General features: G+C 40.5%; 25 protein-coding genes and 1 other RNA gene. 19 read left to right on the plus strand and 7 right to left on the minus strand.

The genetic code is table 11. From position 1 onward, the window contains the following. Positions 1 to 99 precede the first annotated feature (99 nt). Positions 100 to 1,053, plus strand: coding sequence for a DUF2515 family protein (locus BLR93_RS00925; RefSeq protein WP_245690026.1), 954 nt, complete (start codon positions 100 to 102; stop codon positions 1,051 to 1,053). A 62-nt stretch (positions 1,054 to 1,115) separates the two neighbouring features. Here BLR93_RS00925 and BLR93_RS18170 read toward each other — a convergent pair whose 3' ends face one another. Continuing rightward, on the minus strand, positions 1,116 to 1,232 hold the full coding sequence (locus BLR93_RS18170) for a spore protein (RefSeq protein ID WP_217629267.1): 117 nt from the start codon (positions 1,230 to 1,232) through the stop codon (positions 1,116 to 1,118). 150 nt (positions 1,233 to 1,382) lie between these two features. Here BLR93_RS18170 and BLR93_RS00930 point away from each other — a divergent pair, with 150 nt between their 5' ends. The 9 genes from BLR93_RS00930 to BLR93_RS00970 all read left to right on the plus strand — a co-directional run bounded on the left by BLR93_RS00930 (position 1,383) and on the right by BLR93_RS00970 (position 7,541). Then, positions 1,383 to 1,703, plus strand: a complete 321-nt coding sequence (locus BLR93_RS00930) for a hypothetical protein (protein ID WP_093210401.1) — start codon at positions 1,383 to 1,385, stop codon at positions 1,701 to 1,703. Between the two features lie 33 nt (positions 1,704 to 1,736). Next, positions 1,737 to 2,102 carry a DUF1798 family protein gene (locus BLR93_RS00935; protein WP_093210402.1) on the plus strand — a complete coding sequence of 122 codons (366 nt, stop codon included), beginning with the start codon at positions 1,737 to 1,739 and terminating at the stop codon, positions 2,100 to 2,102. A 107-nt stretch (positions 2,103 to 2,209) separates the two neighbouring features. Continuing rightward, entirely contained in the window at positions 2,210 to 2,617 is a 408-nt protein-coding gene (locus tag BLR93_RS00940) for a cytidine deaminase (RefSeq protein ID WP_093210403.1), read from the plus strand. 150 nt (positions 2,618 to 2,767) lie between these two features. Beyond that, positions 2,768 to 3,181 carry a CotD family spore coat protein gene (locus BLR93_RS00945; protein ID WP_093210404.1) on the plus strand — a complete coding sequence of 138 codons (414 nt, stop codon included), beginning with the start codon at positions 2,768 to 2,770 and terminating at the stop codon, positions 3,179 to 3,181. 93 nt (positions 3,182 to 3,274) lie between these two features. Next, complete coding sequence (locus BLR93_RS00950; protein WP_093210405.1) at positions 3,275 to 3,835, plus strand: SLOG family protein; 561 nt, start codon at positions 3,275 to 3,277, stop codon at positions 3,833 to 3,835. A gap of 135 nt (positions 3,836 to 3,970) precedes the next feature. Continuing rightward, positions 3,971 to 4,276 (plus strand): cell division regulator GpsB, encoded by a 306-nt coding sequence (gene gpsB, locus BLR93_RS00955; RefSeq protein WP_093210406.1) that lies wholly within the window; start codon positions 3,971 to 3,973, stop codon positions 4,274 to 4,276. 114 nt (positions 4,277 to 4,390) lie between these two features. Next, positions 4,391 to 4,774: RNase P RNA component class B (rnpB, locus tag BLR93_RS00960), an RNA gene on the plus strand. Positions 4,775 to 4,903: 129 nt separating this feature from the next. Then, entirely contained in the window at positions 4,904 to 6,028 is a 1,125-nt protein-coding gene (locus tag BLR93_RS00965) for a THUMP domain-containing class I SAM-dependent RNA methyltransferase (RefSeq protein WP_093212265.1), read from the plus strand. A gap of 10 nt (positions 6,029 to 6,038) precedes the next feature. Next, the gene (locus BLR93_RS00970; protein ID WP_093210407.1) at positions 6,039 to 7,541 is read left to right on the plus strand and encodes a carboxypeptidase M32; all 1,503 of its coding nucleotides are present in this window, start codon (positions 6,039 to 6,041) and stop codon (positions 7,539 to 7,541) included. Positions 7,542 to 7,636: 95 nt separating this feature from the next. On the opposite strand, the gene BLR93_RS00975 is transcribed toward BLR93_RS00970, so the two are convergent. After that, entirely contained in the window at positions 7,637 to 8,206 is a 570-nt protein-coding gene (locus BLR93_RS00975; protein ID WP_093210408.1) for a gluzincin family metallopeptidase, read from the minus strand. 139 nt (positions 8,207 to 8,345) lie between these two features. On the opposite strand from BLR93_RS00975, the gene BLR93_RS00980 reads away from it, so the two are divergent. From BLR93_RS00980 to BLR93_RS00995, 4 genes are all read left to right on the plus strand, one after another. Next, positions 8,346 to 9,113 carry an SDR family NAD(P)-dependent oxidoreductase gene (locus BLR93_RS00980; RefSeq protein ID WP_093210409.1) on the plus strand — a complete coding sequence of 256 codons (768 nt, stop codon included), beginning with the start codon at positions 8,346 to 8,348 and terminating at the stop codon, positions 9,111 to 9,113. 200 nt (positions 9,114 to 9,313) lie between these two features. After that, the gene (locus BLR93_RS00985) at positions 9,314 to 10,402 is read left to right on the plus strand and encodes a type III polyketide synthase (protein WP_093210410.1); all 1,089 of its coding nucleotides are present in this window, start codon (positions 9,314 to 9,316) and stop codon (positions 10,400 to 10,402) included. Then, positions 10,399 to 10,908: an isoprenylcysteine carboxyl methyltransferase family protein gene (locus tag BLR93_RS00990; RefSeq protein ID WP_093210411.1), complete on the plus strand. Its 510-nt coding sequence runs from the start codon at positions 10,399 to 10,401 to the stop codon at positions 10,906 to 10,908. Before BLR93_RS00985 ends, BLR93_RS00990 begins: the two co-directional genes overlap by 4 nt. 120 nt (positions 10,909 to 11,028) lie before the next feature. Further along, positions 11,029 to 11,325: a DUF6123 family protein gene (locus BLR93_RS00995; RefSeq protein ID WP_245690027.1), complete on the plus strand. Its 297-nt coding sequence runs from the start codon at positions 11,029 to 11,031 to the stop codon at positions 11,323 to 11,325. Positions 11,326 to 11,413: 88 nt separating this feature from the next. Here the strand turns inward: BLR93_RS00995 and BLR93_RS01000 are convergent, their stop codons facing one another. From BLR93_RS01000 to BLR93_RS01010, 3 genes are all read right to left on the minus strand, one after another. Next, positions 11,414 to 11,803 carry a reverse transcriptase-like protein gene (locus tag BLR93_RS01000; RefSeq protein ID WP_093210412.1) on the minus strand — a complete coding sequence of 130 codons (390 nt, stop codon included), beginning with the start codon at positions 11,801 to 11,803 and terminating at the stop codon, positions 11,414 to 11,416. Positions 11,804 to 11,941: 138 nt separating this feature from the next. Continuing rightward, a complete protein-coding gene (locus tag BLR93_RS01005; protein ID WP_093210413.1) occupies positions 11,942 to 12,643 on the minus strand; it encodes a queuosine precursor transporter in 702 nt (233 codons plus the stop codon). Between the two features lie 221 nt (positions 12,644 to 12,864). Further along, the gene (locus BLR93_RS01010) at positions 12,865 to 13,065 is read right to left on the minus strand and encodes a cold-shock protein (protein WP_093210414.1); all 201 of its coding nucleotides are present in this window, start codon (positions 13,063 to 13,065) and stop codon (positions 12,865 to 12,867) included. Positions 13,066 to 13,385: 320 nt separating this feature from the next. Here BLR93_RS01010 and BLR93_RS01015 point away from each other — a divergent pair, with 320 nt between their 5' ends. Together BLR93_RS01015 and BLR93_RS01020 are read left to right on the plus strand one after the other, a co-directional pair. Continuing rightward, a complete protein-coding gene (locus BLR93_RS01015; protein WP_093210415.1) occupies positions 13,386 to 14,240 on the plus strand; it encodes a DUF72 domain-containing protein in 855 nt (284 codons plus the stop codon). A 26-nt stretch (positions 14,241 to 14,266) separates the two neighbouring features. After that, complete coding sequence (locus tag BLR93_RS01020) at positions 14,267 to 14,866, plus strand: HD domain-containing protein (RefSeq protein WP_093210416.1); 600 nt, start codon at positions 14,267 to 14,269, stop codon at positions 14,864 to 14,866. A 125-nt stretch (positions 14,867 to 14,991) separates the two neighbouring features. On the opposite strand, the gene BLR93_RS01025 is transcribed toward BLR93_RS01020, so the two are convergent. Together BLR93_RS01025 and BLR93_RS01030 are read right to left on the minus strand one after the other, a co-directional pair. After that, positions 14,992 to 15,165: a hypothetical protein gene (locus tag BLR93_RS01025; protein WP_245690028.1), complete on the minus strand. Its 174-nt coding sequence runs from the start codon at positions 15,163 to 15,165 to the stop codon at positions 14,992 to 14,994. Between the two features lie 173 nt (positions 15,166 to 15,338). Further along, positions 15,339 to 16,409, minus strand: coding sequence for a C40 family peptidase (locus BLR93_RS01030; protein ID WP_093210418.1), 1,071 nt, complete (start codon positions 16,407 to 16,409; stop codon positions 15,339 to 15,341). A 202-nt stretch (positions 16,410 to 16,611) separates the two neighbouring features. On the opposite strand from BLR93_RS01030, the gene BLR93_RS01035 reads away from it, so the two are divergent. From BLR93_RS01035 to BLR93_RS01045, 3 genes are read left to right on the plus strand one after another with little or no spacing between them, the layout of a single operon-like run. Further along, a complete protein-coding gene (locus tag BLR93_RS01035; protein ID WP_175559204.1) occupies positions 16,612 to 17,352 on the plus strand; it encodes an anthrax toxin lethal factor-related metalloendopeptidase in 741 nt (246 codons plus the stop codon). A gap of 22 nt (positions 17,353 to 17,374) precedes the next feature. After that, the gene (locus BLR93_RS01040) at positions 17,375 to 18,334 is read left to right on the plus strand and encodes a thymidylate synthase (protein WP_093210420.1); all 960 of its coding nucleotides are present in this window, start codon (positions 17,375 to 17,377) and stop codon (positions 18,332 to 18,334) included. Between the two features lie 24 nt (positions 18,335 to 18,358). Next, the gene (locus BLR93_RS01045) at positions 18,359 to 18,859 is read left to right on the plus strand and encodes a dihydrofolate reductase (RefSeq protein ID WP_093210421.1); all 501 of its coding nucleotides are present in this window, start codon (positions 18,359 to 18,361) and stop codon (positions 18,857 to 18,859) included. Positions 18,860 to 19,020 lie beyond the last annotated feature (161 nt).

Below are 19,020 nucleotides of genomic sequence, written 5' to 3' on the forward strand. Positions count from 1 at the left end.
AGAAACAAATAATAAATGATAATTATAAATCGAAAAATTGATGACATTTCCTTTTTAAAATTGTTTTTTGTACAACCTAAATGGAGGGAGGCGATCCTCTTGAGTGCTAATATGGAAGAGATTGTTCAATACATTCAAATAATGACGAAAAGAAACAACCTGGATAACATAGCAAGGACAAAGGCGTATCTTTCTTATTACATGGCACATCCGGAAATAAAATGGGCATTCCTGGCGAGCATGGTATCAAGAAATGCAGGATGGAATATGACTGATTTATATACACCTGTCTTTAAAGGATTGTTATCAGGAACGGTCAGGAAGCAGTTGTTTTCCACTTATGAAAGGGCAAACTGGCTGATTTTTTCCGATGCATATCCCCAACTGCTTATTTATCAATTTTCTAAACAATTGAACCAACCTTTATTCGAGCTTTTGCCGCGGTTTCACGTCACAAGATATATGGAGGAGGAGTGGCGGTATTATTGGCAGTATCAAAATCGAAATCGCTTAATGAGATCTTTAATCATTAACGAACAAAATGTTATTGAGCAGCCTGTCATTAAAAATCCCTATTACCGGAAACATGTTTTTTTAAGGATCCCATATCTAGCTCAGGATTTTTTTCTTGTCAATGCTGTGCTGTTTCCTGATCTCCGCGGACAAGTAATTGGATCATATGTTCATGATTTTTCTAATCTGAATAAACGAATAGTGCTCGGTAAAAAACTTGCTGCCAAGTTATTCTCTCCGCATAATTATCATGGCGTATTGGATTTTGCATTGCACATTGAACCTACAGGGTCGAGGGACGAATATGAACAGTTTTTTAGCGATAAACAGGCTTCCTTCTCTTCTCCCGAGTTAAGGGAGGTTTACTCTGTGATAAACCATCAAGACAGAGTTCGTGAAGATTGGAGTGTGAAAGGGGGTATAAACAAGAAATGGTTGAAGGCTGTCAAAGAAACGGATGATCTTCAGACGGCAGAAAATTTTTACAAAAAAAGAAAGCTACTTGAACGAATATGGTTAATAAAACAAATTTGGAAATAGCGAAGCCGGGCTGCCATAAAAGCTCGACACCCCGGCCGTGGAACCGCTGGAAAAATAACAAATTACACAGAAGGACGATCGGGTCCGCCTAGTTTTTTATCGGTATAATCGGTCCGTTTCTTTTCTTCATTTTTCCGGTCTTTTTTTTGCTGGTCTTTTGATTTGTTGCTCATTTTCATCCCTCCTTACCGTTAGTCTGGTTTATTGATTGGGAATTCATACGATTAATTCACTTTTTTTGTCTGCTTTCTTCTAGTTTTGTCGGAAGGGAAGGGAGCCGTGGAGGGTGCGACGAATAGGAGAGTAAACAGATAGAAGGAGAGATCTATATGGGATATGCATTAAAAGAAACCAACACGGCCAAAAACGGCGTGTCAAAACAGGCGTTCGAAAAAGCTTACATCGACCTTACGGATCGAATGAGACTGATTGACCAAAAGCTGGCTACAAAAGCTGACGAAGTTGTTTTAACGTTAACCTTATCCCACAGGCAAGAGATAGAAGAATTACAAACAGAAGTGTTAAAGCTCCATGAGGAATTGAAAAAACTTAAAAGCAAAAAAGAGGTACACAAAGCTGAAACTTATTATGCTGTAAAGACCTCCCTTTTCCGAGGCTTGTTTAAAAGAATGCAATTATCCCGCAAATAATGGTAAAGTAGAGGGGAAAGGCGGGAATGCAACATGGAATTAAAGACGATAACTGAACAATTAAAACAGGAAATCACAAAGTTGAAAAACAGGTTTGAGACGAACGAGAAGCCTGAAGACCGCCGGGATCGTGAATTCTTTAATTTTGTTAAAGAAGAAACAACTCCGATCCATTCTTTAGTTCAGGAATGGGAAAAGCAGGCGTCCCTATTTGTGAAAAACAAACAGGTTTCCGTCCATCCTCAACAAGTTGCTTCAACATCCGATAATCTGCAAATCCTGTTATTGAATAGTTATTATATAGACACACCAAGGAAACGTTATATGGAGATGTACCATTCCATTCATTATGTCTTGGATCAACTGTTGAGCGATATCGAGAAATCCGATGTTAATTGACTGCGCCTTTTCAACGATTGGTTTATCCATAAAGGAGTGCAAGCCTTTACAAGCTGGAATTTTTCTTTTATAATAATCTTCCCCCTTTAAAGAAAGGATGCAAAACTATGGATAAAAATAATCTGTTCGAAAAAGCTAAAGAAATTAGAGAAAGGGCTTATACTCCGTATTCTAAATTTCCTGTAGGAGCTGCTCTTTTGACGAAGTCAGGAAAAGTATACCAGGGATGCAATATTGAAAATGCCGCTTATCCTGTGAGTCTTTGTGCTGAAAGAGTCGCTATTTTCAAAGCGATCTCTGATGGGGCCACTGATTTTGCTGAAATGGCAGTTGTTGCGGATACAGGCAGGCCAGTACCACCTTGTGGGTCATGCCGGCAAGTAATGAGCGAATTCTTCGATAAAAAAATGAATATACATATTGGAAATCTTTCCGATCAAAGTAAAACAATGACAATGGAGGAGTTATTGCCATTCTCTTTTGAGCCTGCAGACCTACCGAAGGATAAAAATTAATTACTTTCCACAAGGAAACCCTGTGTTCATTTTACACAGGGTTTTTCCGTTATCAAGATATTTATAACAAAATTAGGTTGTTGTCTCAGACATGTCTTAGCCTCTTATCATAGGTTATTAGTGAACCTATCATAAGAAAGGAGACAAATTATGAGACATCATCATGGCCCGCACTGCGGATGCCCTAACCCAGTGGTTTATCCGACAAAAGAGAACGTCATCCACAATTGCAGCGAGCAAACGATTGATCATATTCATCCATCGCATACAACAATAATGAATCACCATCTGGTGAAAAATAATCATGTGTACCCTCACTCTACATCTGTTGCAAATACAGTGGACAGTGTAGACGTATATGGCGGTTCATTCAATGTACCAGGAAACCAAGTAGCAGGTGCTGCGACTCCTCCTGGCGGTCCTGGTTATCCCGGCGGAATGGGACCTGGGGGACCAGGCAATTCAGTAGCTGGAGCTACGACACCCGGCGGACCTGGCATGGGACCGGGTTTCGCTCCTCCTCATGGAATGAAAGGATGGAAAAAACCGAATAAATGGTGCTAACAAACGTAAAGAGCTGGCTTCATCGCAGGTCAGCCAGCTCTTTATATTTTCTTTTACAGCAAATGAAATACATAACAGGCGAGGTGGATACATATGGATGTACTAGCTGTCACTGGATATAAACCAATGGAGATGAACATTTTTAAAGAGGACGACCCTAAAATTGCGTATATTAAAGCCGCTATTCAAAAGAAGATAATCGCTTTTATCGAGGAAGGATTAGAGTGGGTATTGATTTCTGGACAGATGGGGGTGGAATTATGGACAGGCGAGGTAATTATTGAATTACAAGAAGCATACAATATAAAGCTTGGCATCATTCCTCCTTTTCAAAACCAAGAAAGCCGCTGGCCGGAAGCAATCCAACACAAATATCAGGAATTGACCAGCTGTGCCGATTTTTTTCAGCCGCTTTATCAAAGCGAGTACAAAGGGCCCTTTCAGTTTAAAGCAAAAAATAAATGGCTGGTTGAAAAAAGTAATGGATGTCTTATCTTACTTGACAGCGAATACCCGGGAAGCTGTCGTTTTTATCACGAAGAAGCACAGCTGGCCAACCAATCAAACGGTTATCCTATCTATTTGATAACGCCAATGGATTTAGATGATGTCGTTCAAGAACTGCAAATGGAGGATCCTGATTACTGGTCATAACGATGAACAGGAAAAAAAGGAATGGTATAATTAGAAATAGGGAAAAGGGAAATGGACACCGGAAGTAAAAATTGACATTCGATCAATGTTTTGAAAAAATAAGAAATAAGTTGTACGAGATATGAGGTGATATTAATGGGCTTAGATCGTATTCAATTGTCAGGAAAAGATATATTAGAGAAAAACTTCAAAACAGCCATGAGGGGATACAATCAGGAAGAAGTAGATGAATATCTTGATACCATCATTCAGGACTATGAGGCTTATCAACAGGAAATTGAACGTTTAAGACAAGAGAACGAACGGTTGAAAAGACAGTCGGATCCATCAAGAACAAGAACAGCGCCGACAAACCACCAGGTGAACTATGATATCTTGAAACGCGTATCTAATTTAGAAAAAGCTGTTTTCGGAAAAAAATATGCAGACGCAGATTCCTAATCTATTTAATTTCCTTTGATTACCAATGCACAGCAGAGCAGTACATGTTATAATTGGTTTTGTCGCATTGACTTAAGTTAAAGATGATATTACAATAGATTAGCAATTAAATGAATGTTTGAGTAATCGCTGCACATTCTTTTTGTGTAGAGGAAAGTCCATGCTCACACAGGCTGAGATGCTTGTAGTGTTCGTGCTTGACGAATTCATAAGTCAAGGTAATCCTTTTTAGGATTAACGGCAGGGAAGATGCCTAAGTCCAACGGATATGGTATCGCAACCTTGAAAGTGCCACAGTGACGTAGTCAGGCGGGAAACCGCCTGAGTGGAACGAGGTAAACCCCGCGAGTGAGCAACCCAAATATTGGTAGGGGCATCCTTCATTAGGGAATTCAACCGAAAGAGGGCCAAGCTTTTGCTTGGAGATAGATGATTACTACTTGCGTACGAGGTTGACCACCGATGGCAGTACAATAGTACAGAACATGGCTTACAAAACATTCATTGGTCGTTGCTTATATTTATGAAAACAGCAACCCTTTCTAACAGCAGGCGTGTTAGAAAGGGTTTTTTATTTACATACTAAAAGCAAACAAAAAAGCTATAGTCAGGAAAGGATATATGTATATGGAACAAGTAACATTGATAGCAACTGCCGCTATGGGACTTGAAGCACTGGTGGCAAGTGAAGTGAAGGACCTGGGATATAGGGAAGTAAGTGTGGAGAATGGACGTGTGACATTCAAGGCAAGTGTTTCCGCGATTCCTAGGTGCAACCTTTGGTTAAGGACAGCCGACAGAATTAAGGTGCTTGTTGGAGAATTTGAAGCAAAAACGTTTGATCAATTATTTGAAAATACAAAAGCACTTCCGTGGGAAGATTTTATACCGGAAGACGGAGAATTTCCGGTCATCGGAAAATCGGTAAAATCAACTTTGTATAGTGTTTCTGACTGCCAGGCAATCGTCAAGAAGTCCGTTGCAGAACGATTGAAACAGAAATACGGTGTTGCCTCGTGGCTTGAAGAAACCGGGACGTTTTTCCGAATCGAAATTGCTATCCATAAGGACAGGGCTACTTTGTCTATCGATGCATCAGGCAGCGGATTGCATAAACGGGGCTATCGAATCGGACAGGGGGATGCGCCTTTAAAAGAAACATTGGCAGCCGCGTTAATCAAATTAACCAATTGGAAGCCAGACCGGCCATTCGCAGACCCATTTTGCGGCTCAGGAACCATTCCGATTGAAGCTGCTCTTATTGGCCAAAATATTGCCCCAGGCTTTAATAGAGAGTTTTCTTCAGAGGATTGGAGATGGATTGGCTCAAGCTTATGGGAGAACGCCCGCGAGGAAGCCGAAGACCTTGCCAACTATGATCAGCCTTTAAATATAACTGGCTCGGATATTGACCACCGGATGATTAATATTGCTAAGGACAACGCGATGGAAGCTGGTCTCGGAGATTTGGTTACTTGGAAGCAAATGCAGGCAAAGGATTTCCATAGCAATCAAGAAAAGGGTTATCTAGTGGGAAATCCGCCATATGGTGAAAGAATCGGTGATAAAAAAGAAGTAGAAAAGATGTACAAAGACTTTGGAGAGGTGATGAAGCGTTATCCATCCTGGAGTGTCTACATCTTAACCTCCAATGAACAATTTGAACAAGTATATGGAAAGAAGGCTTCGAAAAAACGAAAGCTGTTTAATGGGTTTATTAAAACCGATTATTATCAATTCTTTGGTAAATAGGGGGATGCAGATGGCAGAATACAATTTACAAGCAGAACGTGAGTTTCGCGGCTTACTAAAAGAACGGCAAGCTTACGAGGAAGCATTAGCGTTAATCCAATGGGATTTGCGGACAAAGATACCTGCAAAGGGTGCCGATCAGCGATCAGAAGTGATCGGTTTCCTTTCGCAAAAATCTTACCAGCTATCTACCTCTGACAGAATGAAACACTATATTGATACCCTTAAAAGCCGGCCGAGTAATGAGAACATTAAACGGTCTTTGGAGGAATGTGAAGAAGAATATAATCGAAATAGAAAAATTCCTGAACAGGAATTTAAAGAATTTACGATGCTGCAATCCAAATCGGAAACGGTCTGGCAAAAGGCTAGGGAGGCAGGGGACTTTAAACTTTTACAGCCTTATTTGGAAAAGCTTGTAGACTACAATATAAAATTCGCTGAGTATTGGGGCTATGAAAAGAACCGGTATGACGCCTTGCTGCAGATCTATGAACCCGGGGTGACTACGGAGTTATTGGACGACGTTTTTCAAAAACTGCGAACGTCACTGACAGATTTAGTTGAAAAGGTAAACCAAGCAAAGCAAAAACCTGATTCTGCGATATTACAGAAGCATTTTCCTAAATCCGGTCAGGAAAAATTCACAACAGAAATTTTAAAACGAATGGGATACGATTTCGAGGCAGGACGACTGGATGAAACGATTCACCCATTTGCTATCGCCTTAAACCCCCAGGATGTCAGGGTAACCACAAGATATGATGAAGAAGACTTCCGCATGGCAGTCTTTGGGACAATCCATGAAGGCGGACATGCCTTGTACGAGCAAAATATCAATGAAGAATTGGCTCTAACCCCACTGGCTACAGGTACTTCGATGGGTATGCATGAATCTCAATCATTGTTCTGGGAAAATTTCGTAGCAAGAAGCGAAGCTTTCTGGATAAATCATTATCCTTTATTTCAATCGATGGCACCCGAGCCATTTAAAGAGATTGCGTTTAGTGATTTTTATAAAGCAGTTAACGAAGTAAAGCCTTCGCTCATAAGAATTGAAGCAGACGAAATGACTTACTCGCTTCATATCATGATTAGATATGAATTGGAAAAGGCCTTAATAAACGAAGAGATTGAAGTAAAAGACCTTCCGGAGCTATGGAATCAAAAAATGGAAGCTTATTTAAAAGTAAGGCCGAAGTCGGACCGGGAAGGCGTTTTGCAGGATATTCACTGGTCTGCAGGTGATTTTGGCTATTTTCCCTCCTATGCATTAGGTTATATGTATGCTGCTCAATTCCATCAATCGTTGAATAAAGAGATGGACGTTGATGAGGCGGTCAGAAGCGGTGATTTTGGAAAAATAAAACATTGGTTAACTGAAAATATCCACCAACACGGTAAATTGAAAAGACCATTGGAAATATTGAAAGAGGTAACAAACGAAGGGTTGAATCCTGAATATTTAGTAAATCATTTAAAAGAGAAATATTCAAAAATCTATCGAATGTAAGAAGAAGAGCACATGCCGTTTTCAGCATGTGCTCGATGTTTACCCTATGATAGCCCAGGCATGGTGTCTGCTAGAATAAAAGCTGCTCACTCATGTTAGCTTAAAGCATCGGCCATATTTGGAGCAAACATGTCTTCGCCTTCATAAATATCTGTGATTGAGCTTTGGAAGTTGTCCCATTTTTCCTGGGCAGCAGTAAAGTCAGGCTCTAAAGCTGATTCTTCTATTGCGGCCTCTGCTTCACTATAATACTCGGCAAGAATAGCAATTGCCTGCTCATAACGTTCCTTAATATCTTCTGGCACATTTGCTTCTATCTTGTAGCCATCCAATTCAGATTGCGCTTCCCCAGCAGCGGTCAAAGCTTCATCAGCAGCCTTCTGAATATCTTCATCAGTTGCTTCTTCATCTGCTAAGCTTGCCTGATAGGCATTAATTTTTTGCTGATAAGGGCTGATTTTGCTCGTGAAGTCCATTTGAGCGCTAAGCAATTCTTTCTTTACTTCTGCGTTATCTGATGATTCCTCTTCCTTCTTGCTTTGTTCATCCGTGCTTTGTTCTTCGCTATTGTCGTCGCCATTGGTTTCTTCATCTGTTTCGGATTGAGAGCAGCCAGCGATAACTAATGCGGAAATAAGCCCTAATGATAGTAAAAACTTTTTCATTCGATAACCCCCTGTTAGAATATTATGTATAATCATCAAATAGTAGTTTAGTACTGAATCGACAAAAAGTAAACAATTTGGAGAAATGTTTTAATTATCAAAATAATATAAATTTTCCCATACGAACAGGAGTGAAGCAATGTATTTACCAAGTTTTAAATTAGAGGATAAGTTAGCCGTAATCACTGGAGCAACGAAGGGGATTGGAAAAGCGATCGCTTTAGCCTATGCTGAATCTGGAGCAGACGTAGTGCTGATTTCCCGGACTAGACATTCACTGGAAGCGCTCAAAGAGGAAATAGAAGTCAGTGGCAGAAAGGCTTATATCATTTGTGAAGATGTGAAGGACTATACGGCTATTATTAGTCAATTGGACAAGCAGATTGGACAGCGGAAGATAGATGTCTGGGTCAATAACGCAGGCATTAATATAAGAAGTGAAGCATTGGAAGTTACTGAGGAGGAAATGGATCAAATTATCGGGGTAAACATGAAGAGTTCTTTTTTCCTGGCCCAAGCTGCTGCTAAACGGATGAAGAAACACAATCAGGGGAAAATTATCAATATATCCTCTGTCGGCGGTCATGTTGCTCTGAGGACAGGAGTAGTGTATGCCATGACGAAAAGCGCCCTCATCCAGATGACCAAAAACCTGGCGATGGAATGGGGAAAGTATGGGATTAATGTCAATGCAATTGGTCCTTGGTATTTTCCAACTGCATTAACAGAAGAACTGTTGAAAGACGAAGATTATGTGGCTGATATCTTAGCTAGAACTCCTCTGAAGCGGATCGGAAAGCTGGAAGAGCTAGCAGGGACAGCTGTGTTTCTTGCTTCCGATGCCAGCAATTACATAACAGGGCAGACGTTGTTTGTCGATGGAGGAATGACAATTTATGGCTTCTAATAGCTTATCCTTGAAATTCCTGCGTTGATTATAGCGGAGAGCCCGCTTATTAGACCATGCTTGGTTTTTTTGCTCAGGTTAGGAAATCCTATATATCTAATGGAAACAGCTTTGTTTTTTAGCTTAGCAAGTAGGGAAGAAGGAAGTATACAACTATTTTTTCTGCTAATTATTATGATATAAAAAGAGAAGGTGGATATATGTCTTATATAGGTTCTTTGGGAGTCAGTCTTCCGGAATACGAAATTCCTCAAACAGAAATAAAGGGATTAATCGAGAATATTTTCCCGCGTCCAGAAAGGGAATTAAACCGGTTGCTTCCTGTATTTGAAAATGCTAATGTAGCAACCAGGCAATTTGTTGTTCCGAAAAACTGGTTTTCGGTCGAGCATACTTTTGTCGAACGGAATAAGATCTACCAGGAAAAAGCACTGCAACACAGCCTGCAGGCAATCGATGAATGCTTGTCAAGTTCCGAATTTCTTCAACAATCCATTCCTTATCATGCAGTTGACTCTATAATCTTTGTCTCAAGTACAGGGATATCAACTCCTTCATTGGATGCCCACATTATTAATGAACGGGACTTCCGTTCAAATATTACCAGAATGCCACTTTGGGGGCTGGGTTGCGCCGGCGGAGCCAGCGGGCTGGCAAGATCGCATGAATGGCTGGAAGCCAATCCGCAAGGAGTATCGTTAGTTGTTTGTGTAGAGCTTTGCAGCTTAACCTTCCAAAAGGATGATGACAGTAAAAGTAATTTTATCGGTACGGCACTGTTTGGAGATGGAATCTCAGCAGCCTTGATGATCGGTGATCAGTCCGAATATAAGCATTATTTAAAAAAACCTGCACCAAAAGTGACAGCGGTTGATTCACGAATCAAAAAAGCATCACTCGATGTTATGGGTTGGGAAATCGCCCCCCATGGATTTGAGGTGATTTTTGCTAAAAGCATTCCTCAATTGGTAGAAACTTTTTGGAGGGACCATGTCCATGCTTTCTTTTCCGCCCAAAACACCAACAATGCGGATTATTCCTTTTTTGTAGCACATCCTGGTGGAAAAAAAGTGCTGCAAGCGATAGAAGGAGTTTTAACAATTGATAGTGAGCAGCTTTTTCATTCTTACGAAGTCCTGAAAAAACACGGAAATATGTCTTCTGTCACTGTTTTATATATACTAAAAGAATGGATGGCCCGAAACATCCAGCCGGGGGAAAAAAGTGTTATCTCAGCTTTGGGGCCTGGGTTTAGTTCAGAACTGATAGAACTGGAGTGGTCACAATGACATTATGGATGTGGATCCTGTTTTTGTTCCTAATATTCCAACGAGTGATTGAACTAGCAATCGCACGCAGAAATGAAAAATGGATGAAAGCGCAAGGAGGGATAGAGGAAGGTTCAGATCATTATAAATGGTTTGTGATCACTCACAGCTTGTTTTTTGTGTTTTTGCTGGGGGAAGCCTTCATCAGGCAATTAAATGACCTTCCTGTCAACCAGTTCCTGTTGGCAGTTTTTTTGCTGTCACAGTTATTCCGGATGTGGTGCATTGCTTCTCTGGGAAAGTTTTGGAATACGAAGATAATTATTTTGCCGGGCGCGGAGTTGGTCAGCAAAGGACCCTATCGATTCATCAAGCACCCCAATTACCTGATTGTCCTGATAGAATTGATCGTTATTCCATTATTATTTCATACATATATAACAGCTATTGTCTTTCCGGTGCTACACCTTCTTTTACTGAAGATCAGGATTCCGGAAGAAGAAAAAGCGCTTGCGAGGCTCCAATAAACCAAAGGGTGATAATGGACGACGGAACGTTTGTTCTGTATAATGGAAAAGAGATGTTCAGATGATTTTTACTACGGTTAAACTTTTTGCAATATGATTTAAAACCAGGAGTGATTTTGTATGGCCACTGGGATAGAGAAGGATAATCAGCTCGGTTACTTTATTGAAGATTTATGGGCACAAGGATTCAGGCTGTCCGATAAGGATGTGCGCTTTGTTTATTTAGGGAAAAACTCGACCGCTGCTCCAGAGTGGAAGGTAATCAAAGCATTGAAAGTAACCTTGCAATTTCAACTCCATTTTGATGGAAGTTTCTTTTTGAGTGTATTAGAACTTCTGGCTAAGGATTCTGTAAAGAACAGAAAGATGGCAAACGCAGTATTGAAGGAAAAGGGATTTGCCATAGAGAAAAAGTAAATAAGGAAGAAATGGACCAGAAAACTGCGCGAATAATGAAGATAAGCTGAAAACTTCGGTGTTTACTACATAAAAAAGCTATCCGTAATCAGTTTGATCGGATAGCTTTTCTAGCTAATTCATCTGCATGTTTGTTTTGTTTCTCTGGAATCCACTTGATAAAGAAGTAAGGAAAACTACTGGCCTCTTGCTTTATTTTATTTAGCAGGGGAAGGTAGTCCTTATTTTTAGTAAAATCTTTTTCCACCGCCTCAACCACAAGTTTTGAGTCGGAGCGAAAAGATAATATTTCTTGCGGAAACAATTCTTTGCAAACTTGCAGTGCTTTTATAACTGCATGAAATTCAGCTTCATGGTTTGATAAATTGCCTAGTGGATAGGAATATTTATAGCTTTCTTTTCCTGATTTAATATATACCCCTGCACCGCTTAAACCAGGATCTCCACTGGCAGCTCCATCGGTGTAAACCTCAATCAATGAGCAAAACTCCTTTCTGGCCTTGCTGCTTTTTAGTGATAGACCAAAAACAAAACAGTTCATTATTCCATTTATTTATCTCAATAGATAAAGCATGACGCTAGCAGCAGAAAAGAAGAGGTCCTGCTTTCCACTTTATCACAAGGATGTTTTTTCTGTCTGTGCGGAATCTTTGTGCATTGCTTTTGCCCAATACAGGAATGGTGTATCTATTGCAGCTACAAGGAACTTTATAATGTAAGTTGTGAAGAAAATTTCCAGCCAAATGTCTAAAGGGTATTCCCCATAAAAGGCAATTCCGCAGAAAACAGCGCTGTCCAATAATTGACTGATCATTGTGCTGGCATTATTCCTTATCCAGAGATATTTAGAGCTTGGGAACAGGTTCTTTAATCTGGCATAGATCCAAACATCAAAGTACTGGCTGATAATGTAAGCAGTTAGACTTCCAATTGCTATATTGGGCACCAAGCCGAACAAGGTTGCCAATGAGTCCTGGGCAAAATCATCTGGTCCAGGTTGGAACTTCAGGGCAATCTGCATCATTATAGTCATTGCTATCAAAGTGGAAAAACCCATCCAGACTGCTTTTTTCGCTTCCTCTTTCCCATACTTTTCGTTAAGAATATCTGTTGCCAGAAATGCTGTACCATAAATAATATTGCCAAGTGTGGCAGTCAGGCCAAACAATTCTACTGTCTTGACCACTTGGATATTTGCGATAACGGTAGACATCCCTATCCATACAAATAAACCAGGCTTGCCGAAAATCCGGTAGACAATCAGCAGCATACCAAAGTTAACCAATGCAAAAATAATCCATATTAATTCATTTTCCATCAAAATAGCCTCCTTAGTTTTGGTAACGCGGGAGATTGCGAACCGCGGGTTTTACCGGCAAATTTATATTATACTTCCACAAATTCAGTTATGCAACGAGAGAGAATAGAACGAATTTCTCTTCTATTGGTTGTTAGCCGATATCTGAAAGAATGTTTGTATTTGAACAGCAAAAAAACGGTGATCATTTTGATCACCGTTTAAATTATCTTTATATAGATTTAGTTTTTGGTCACATTAGCAGCTTGTGGTCCGCGTTCTCCTTCGACAACTTCGAACGTCACTTCCTGGCCTTCTTCTAATGTTTTGAATCCTTCCTCCTGAATAGCAGAGTAATGAACAAAAACATCATTGCCATCTTCTAATTGGATGAACCCGTAACCTTTTTCAGCATTGAACCATTTTACTATTCCGTTTTGCATGTAAATAATCCTCCTAAAAACCTTCACGTCATACGTGGAAATTTCACAAAAAAGATGAGGAAAGCAAGATGAGTAATAGTTTCCTGAGAAATTGCAGATTCTCTCATGTTTTTGCTCCCATCTTCATTGCTTGCCCCAAATATAGCGTATTTTCAAGAGCTAGTCAAGAATTTACTCATGAAAACATCGGTTTGTCAAGGCACAATTTATCAACAGTTTTTTTGATGTGCACGAGGTTTAACATCATCGGCGAATGGTAGTTTTTTTATGGAAATTATACTACTATTAGTATATTACCTTTCAGTTGGGAGGAGTAGCCAATGCCGATCAATATCGGAGTTACCGGATGGGGAGACCATGACATTCTTTATCCAGATAAGACTCAGGCTAAGGATAAGCTTAGTGTCTATAGCTCTCACTTTCCAGTAGTGGAAGTGGATACAGCTTTTTATGCCATCCAACCTCAACGCAATTATGAAAAATGGGTAAAGCGTACACCCGAAGGCTTTTCCTTCGTCATAAAAGCCTTTCAAGGGATGACTGGACATGATCGCCATTCTTTAACTACCCAGGAAGCAAAAGATATGTTTAAAGCATTTTACGAATCGATTCAGCCGGTTATCGAAGCTGGAAAGCTTAATGCCGTATTGTTTCAATTTCCGCCCTGGTTTGGAGTGAGTCAGCAGAACATTGCCAGGCTAAGAAAGACAAGGGAACTGCTCGCAGATTTACCACTAGCTCTCGAATTTAGAAATCAAACATGGTTTGAGGAGAAATTTCGGGAAAGCACCTTGTCATTTATGGAGCAAGAAGGCTGGATCCATTCGATTTGTGACGAACCGCAAGCAGGGGTCGGTTCCATACCGACAGTTCTTCATCCGACCCATCCCGACAAGACCCTTATCCGGTTTCATGGCAGAAATGTACATGGCTGGAACCGTAATGGGCGGGATAACTGGAGGGAAGTCCGGTTTCTTTATAAATATAACGCAGAAGAGTTACAGGAATGGAAAGGGTATATTCAAGAACTGTACAAACAGACAAAGGACATCACCATTTTGTTTAACAACAATTCAGGCGGAGATGCAGCCGGAAATGCGAAACAGCTGATTCATTTGCTGGATATTAAGTATGAACATTTACATCCACGGCAGCTTGATTTGTTTCATTTCTGAATTTTATACGCAAAGGCGGCAAAGGCATGGATAAAAAAACAAGCTTATCTAAAATAGAAGATTACGTTATGCAGCTATTTCAGAATGAAGGAACCGGCCACGATTACTACCATATGAAACGGGTTGCTTTGATGGCGAGGGGGTTTGCCCGGGAAGAAAATGCCGATACCTTTGTTGCGGAGGCTGCTGGCTGGCTCCATGATATCGGAGATAAAAAATTATTTAATGACCCATTTTCTGCAAAGGAAGGAATGAAGGTTTTTTTACAGCAGATTGGGCTGGACGATGAACAAATCTCCACCATTGAAAGGGCTGTTGCTGATGTCTCCTTTAGCAAGGGACATAAAAAACCATCAACCTTGGAAGGGCAAATTGTCCAGGACGCTGATCGACTTGATGCGCTAGGAGCGGTTGGCATTGCCAGGACGTTTGCTTATGGGGGGGCTAACGGTCAATTAATTCATAGTGAAAATACTGCAAATACATCGATCCAGCACTTTTATGATAAATTGCTGCTTCTCAAAGATTTGATGATTACTGCCGCTGCCAAAAAGGAAGCAGGAATAAGGCACCAGTTTATGAAAACCTACTTAGCGCAGTTTTTTAAAGAGTGGGATGAACAGTAAAGGATATGATATCTACGTGTTGCTTCCAAACTAATTGGTTTTAACGATAGGAGGAATGACATGAACAGTGATGAACCTTTGCCTATATTGATGCTTCCAACAGGGGCAAGTGCGGGGATTCGCTGTTACGCTTTTTGTAGTTCTTCCTCAAAATAGAAAGTCCCTGGATACTCAGCGACAATATAGGAGTATTTTTTCATGTGTTTAATGTATTGCCATTTGGATATGGTTACGGGTTCTCCTGTTTTTGCTATATGAACGACGTCGCCGTGGGAAAATTGATTTGTTAGATGTTTCAATTGTACACTTCCTTTCATTGGTCTATCTTAACTATAACACAAATGAAGAGAATAAGGGGATTTCTTTCTTGCAGCTAATCTTTGAAAGAAGAAGCTGGAACAAGAAAGAGCGGGTGTGATACAAACCACCCCCCCGCTTCATTTCATTCATATTTATAGATTATGAAAAATGGTTACTGTGTATTCAAGCGTTTGGCTCCGAGGTATCTAGGCTGCCAGTAAGAATTATCCATTCGGCTGATTTCGACTCCTCGTGATTCTCCTGCATGGAGGAATTGGCCATCTCCTACATAAATTCCCATATGAGAAGGGCCAGAGCGGTATGTTTGAAAAAATACAAAGTCACCTACTGACGGACTGTCAACTGGTTTGGTAATATTCCAGAGTTCGTTTACCGTTCTTGGCAGCTGAATACCAAGTTCTTTGTAAATGTATTGGATCAAGCCGCTGCAATCGAACCCTTGGGGGGAATCCCCACCCCATACATAGGGAGTGCCAACCAGTTGTTTGGCCGTTTTCATCACTTGAGCTACATCAATAGCTGACTTTGCTTTTACCGTTTTCGGTTCCTTGGCAGCGGGGGCAGACTTTTCTTTTGGGTTCGGGGCTTTAGCAGCTGCGGTCTTTTCCTCTGCAGGAGCAGAAGCGTCACTGTCTATAGAAGCTTCTGGTTCTGCGGTATAGATAGCATCGATAACCTTCTCGCTCACATGATCTTGCACTTCATAACCATTGTCCTGCTGAAAAGATTTTAAAGCTTGCGCGGTAAGCGGTCCAAATATTCCATCGATTTCCGCCTTGTAATATCCAAAATAATAGAGAGCTGTCTGAATTGTTTCAATTTCTTTTCCGGTATCGCCGGGGCGGAGAGGAGAGGAAAGCTCCCGCAATGGAGCCAGATTCTTCTCTCTTTCTTCGATGATCAACTTATTGACTGTCCTGCGGTCAGCCATACCCGTTATCGATAAGTCTTTTTCTTTTTGAAATTTTTTTAGGGCATATTCCGTAAGTACACCGAAGTCTCCATCGATCGGATGGTCAAAATATGACAATGTTTTGAGTTTATGCTGCAATACTTTCACTGATTCATTATGTTGTCCGTAATATAGGACATCCGATTCTTTAATGATATTATTTTGTATTGAAGGGTATGCATCCACATAAAAAGCAAATGGCTGGCTCAGCACAAAACCATAAGACAACGAATGCTTGACGACATGTTGAACGGTTGCATCAGTAAGCATGCCTATAACCCCTTTCCAATTTGTACTCTTAACAAGATATATGTAGAATGGACGGGAATATGATTTTATTTGTTAAACGAAATATAACTGTAATATGTTAAAATAAATATACCACTTTTACATTTTTACATAGTGCAAAAGATTAAGCGGCAGTAAATGAGAGATATTATTCTTTGTTATTTTCATGCATGTTATGGGCAAATTGCTTAAATCAGTAAAACCGATCGCTATTATCCTATTGTTCTTATTTATTCCATTTGTCGATATCACACGCCCTTTTCACGGGATGATGTTACAGAAGGCACAGGGTGGAGATAAAGTCAGTCGATTGCAAAACCTGGAAAATTATGATGTATTGGATCAATTAATTGTGATTCCCCAAAACCCAAGCAATCCAGATGCTATTGTGGCAATGGTCGAGCGGATTAATCAAATAGATCGCCCGGTACTGGAACTGTTGGCTTCCCAACAAGTAAAGGTACGTCTATTTGAAGGGAATCTCACTGACGAGCCATTGCTGTATTATTTAAAATGGCAGAAGCCAAGAGGCTGGGAGCAGGATATTTCCTGGCAGGATGTCCCGGGATCGGGAGGCAGCTGGCTGATTTCTGCTAAAATAGGTGCAAGCAATCCTGGCAGCGGCCATGGTTCTTTTAATCTGGAGCTTCATGAAATTGGACATACTGTTTACCGATTGTTAATGAGCGAACAAAAATATGCCAGACGTATTAAGCGAATTTGGAATCGCGAGGCTGAGGCTGTGTTTCCTGGACAGGATTACTTTATTACTTATGCTTCTGAATATTTTGCTGAAATGTTTTCTTATTATTACTATGGCTCCGATGCTGCAAACAAAATGTTCGCCAAGGCACCGGAAACCTATCGATTTTTCTTAAAGCTTCAGGATTTGGACATTCACCAATTCGAAGCCTACTATTACTAATTTGAAGGAAGGAAAGTTAAAGATGAGTGACGGAGAAAAAACATACTTAGATTTGTGCAGAATGGTGTTAGAAACAGGTACGAAAAAAGAGGACAGAACAAATACAGGCACATATTCGCTATTCGGCCATCAAATGCGATTTGACTTAAGCAAAGGATTTCCTTTATTAACAACCAAACGTGTGCCATTTCGTTTAATTGCCAGTGAATTGTTATGGTTTATAAAGGGAGATACGAATATCCGTTACTTATTGGAAAATAACAATAACATTTGGAACGAGTGGGCGTTTAAGAACTGGATCGAGAGTGACGAATATCAAGGGCCGGATATGTCTGACTTTGGTCATAGAAGCCAAAATGACCCTGCTTTTAAAGTAGCTTACGAGAAGGAAATGGACAACTTTAAACAAAAAATTTTAACCGATGACTCCTTCTCTGAAAAATACGGAGACCTTGGTTCTGTGTACGGTCAGCAATGGAGAGCCTGGAAAACGTCTAAAGGAGAAACACTGGATCAATTGAAGCAAGTAATAGAAGCAATTAAAACCAATCCGGACTCACGCAGGCATATTGTAACAGCCTGGAATCCGGAGGATGTGCCAGGTAATATGGCTTTGCCTCCTTGCCATACGATGTTTCAGTTTTACGTTGCTGAAGGAAAACTGTCGTGTCAGCTTTATCAACGGAGTGGCGATATCTTCTTAGGCATTCCTTTCAATATTGCCAGCTATGCGTTATTAACCCATTTGATCGCCTACGAGTGTGGCTTGGAAGCAGGGGAGTTCATTCACACCTTGGGAGATGCCCATATTTATTCCAATCATTTAGAACAGGTAAGGACTCAGCTGGAACGCACCCCGTATCAACTGCCAGAGCTAGTAATTGACCAACATGCCTGCTCGCTTTTTGAGATAGAAATGAAAGACTTACACATCAAAGATTATCAATCTCATCCGCCAATCAAGGCTCCAGTAGCCGTTTAGCTGCTGATCAAAAGGAGGAAAATGATGATATCTCTGCTTTATGCCATGGATCACGCCAGAGTTATTGGCTATAAGAATGACTTGCCTTGGAGGCTTCCAAATGATTTAAAATTCTTCAAGCGTCTAACAACTTCCCATTGTGTCATCATGGGGAGAAAAACCTTTGAGTCCATGAATGGACCTCTTCCTAACCGGAAAAATGTAATACTTACCCGGGATGAAGAATACCATCCGGAGGGCTGTGAGGTTATCCATTCGATTGATACAATCGTCGATTGGAGTAAGGCAAATCCGGAGGAAGAGTATTTTGTCATTGGCGGGGGAGATATTTTTGAACAAATCCTTCCTTTTTCCGATCGTATGTATATGACGCTTATCGATGAGGAATTTCCGGGGGATACCTATTTTCCTATGTTCGATGAAAGTGAATGGTCGTTGACAAGAAAGGAAAAAGGCGAGAAGAATGAAAAAAATCCTTATGACTATTATTTTATCCAGTATGACCGGAAATCAGGCAGGAAGTAACTTGTCTAATCCGGCTTACAGGTAGGAAATGCCTGGTATTATAATAGAAAACTTTTATTTTATTAGGACATGCAGCAAAAAAAGTGGTAAGATGGACGAGAAATATAAACCGTAGGTGTTTTTGTTTTGTAAGTTATTGATTTTTCAACCATCAATTAGGT

This window comes from Sediminibacillus albus (genome assembly GCF_900101125.1).
Taxonomy (GTDB): Bacteria; Bacillota; Bacilli; order Bacillales; family Amphibacillaceae; genus Sediminibacillus; species Sediminibacillus albus.

Coding starts and splice junctions, on each gene's coding strand:
- BLR93_RS00980 (WP_093210409.1), top strand. CDS start 8,346: ATGTATTTACCAAGTTTTAAATTAGAGGATAAGTTAGCCGTAATCACT.
- BLR93_RS01020 (WP_093210416.1), top strand. CDS start 14,267: ATGGATAAAAAAACAAGCTTATCTAAAATAGAAGATTACGTTATGCAG.
- gpsB (WP_093210406.1), top strand. CDS start 3,971: ATGGGCTTAGATCGTATTCAATTGTCAGGAAAAGATATATTAGAGAAA.
- BLR93_RS01030 (WP_093210418.1), bottom strand. CDS start 16,409: ATGCTTACTGATGCAACCGTTCAACATGTCGTCAAGCATTCGTTGTCT.
- BLR93_RS00985 (WP_093210410.1), top strand. CDS start 9,314: ATGTCTTATATAGGTTCTTTGGGAGTCAGTCTTCCGGAATACGAAATT.
- BLR93_RS00970 (WP_093210407.1), top strand. CDS start 6,039: ATGGCAGAATACAATTTACAAGCAGAACGTGAGTTTCGCGGCTTACTA.
- BLR93_RS01015 (WP_093210415.1), top strand. CDS start 13,386: ATGCCGATCAATATCGGAGTTACCGGATGGGGAGACCATGACATTCTT.
- BLR93_RS00965 (WP_093212265.1), top strand. CDS start 4,904: ATGGAACAAGTAACATTGATAGCAACTGCCGCTATGGGACTTGAAGCA.
- BLR93_RS00940 (WP_093210403.1), top strand. CDS start 2,210: ATGGATAAAAATAATCTGTTCGAAAAAGCTAAAGAAATTAGAGAAAGG.
- BLR93_RS18170 (WP_217629267.1), bottom strand. CDS start 1,232: ATGAAAATGAGCAACAAATCAAAAGACCAGCAAAAAAAAGACCGGAAA.
- BLR93_RS00990 (WP_093210411.1), top strand. CDS start 10,399: ATGACATTATGGATGTGGATCCTGTTTTTGTTCCTAATATTCCAACGA.
- BLR93_RS01040 (WP_093210420.1), top strand. CDS start 17,375: ATGAGTGACGGAGAAAAAACATACTTAGATTTGTGCAGAATGGTGTTA.
- BLR93_RS01045 (WP_093210421.1), top strand. CDS start 18,359: ATGATATCTCTGCTTTATGCCATGGATCACGCCAGAGTTATTGGCTAT.
- BLR93_RS00930 (WP_093210401.1), top strand. CDS start 1,383: ATGGGATATGCATTAAAAGAAACCAACACGGCCAAAAACGGCGTGTCA.
- BLR93_RS01005 (WP_093210413.1), bottom strand. CDS start 12,643: ATGGAAAATGAATTAATATGGATTATTTTTGCATTGGTTAACTTTGGT.
- BLR93_RS00995 (WP_245690027.1), top strand. CDS start 11,029: ATGGCCACTGGGATAGAGAAGGATAATCAGCTCGGTTACTTTATTGAA.
- BLR93_RS01010 (WP_093210414.1), bottom strand. CDS start 13,065: ATGCAAAACGGAATAGTAAAATGGTTCAATGCTGAAAAAGGTTACGGG.
- BLR93_RS00935 (WP_093210402.1), top strand. CDS start 1,737: ATGGAATTAAAGACGATAACTGAACAATTAAAACAGGAAATCACAAAG.
- BLR93_RS00975 (WP_093210408.1), bottom strand. CDS start 8,206: ATGAAAAAGTTTTTACTATCATTAGGGCTTATTTCCGCATTAGTTATC.
- BLR93_RS00945 (WP_093210404.1), top strand. CDS start 2,768: ATGAGACATCATCATGGCCCGCACTGCGGATGCCCTAACCCAGTGGTT.
- BLR93_RS00950 (WP_093210405.1), top strand. CDS start 3,275: ATGGATGTACTAGCTGTCACTGGATATAAACCAATGGAGATGAACATT.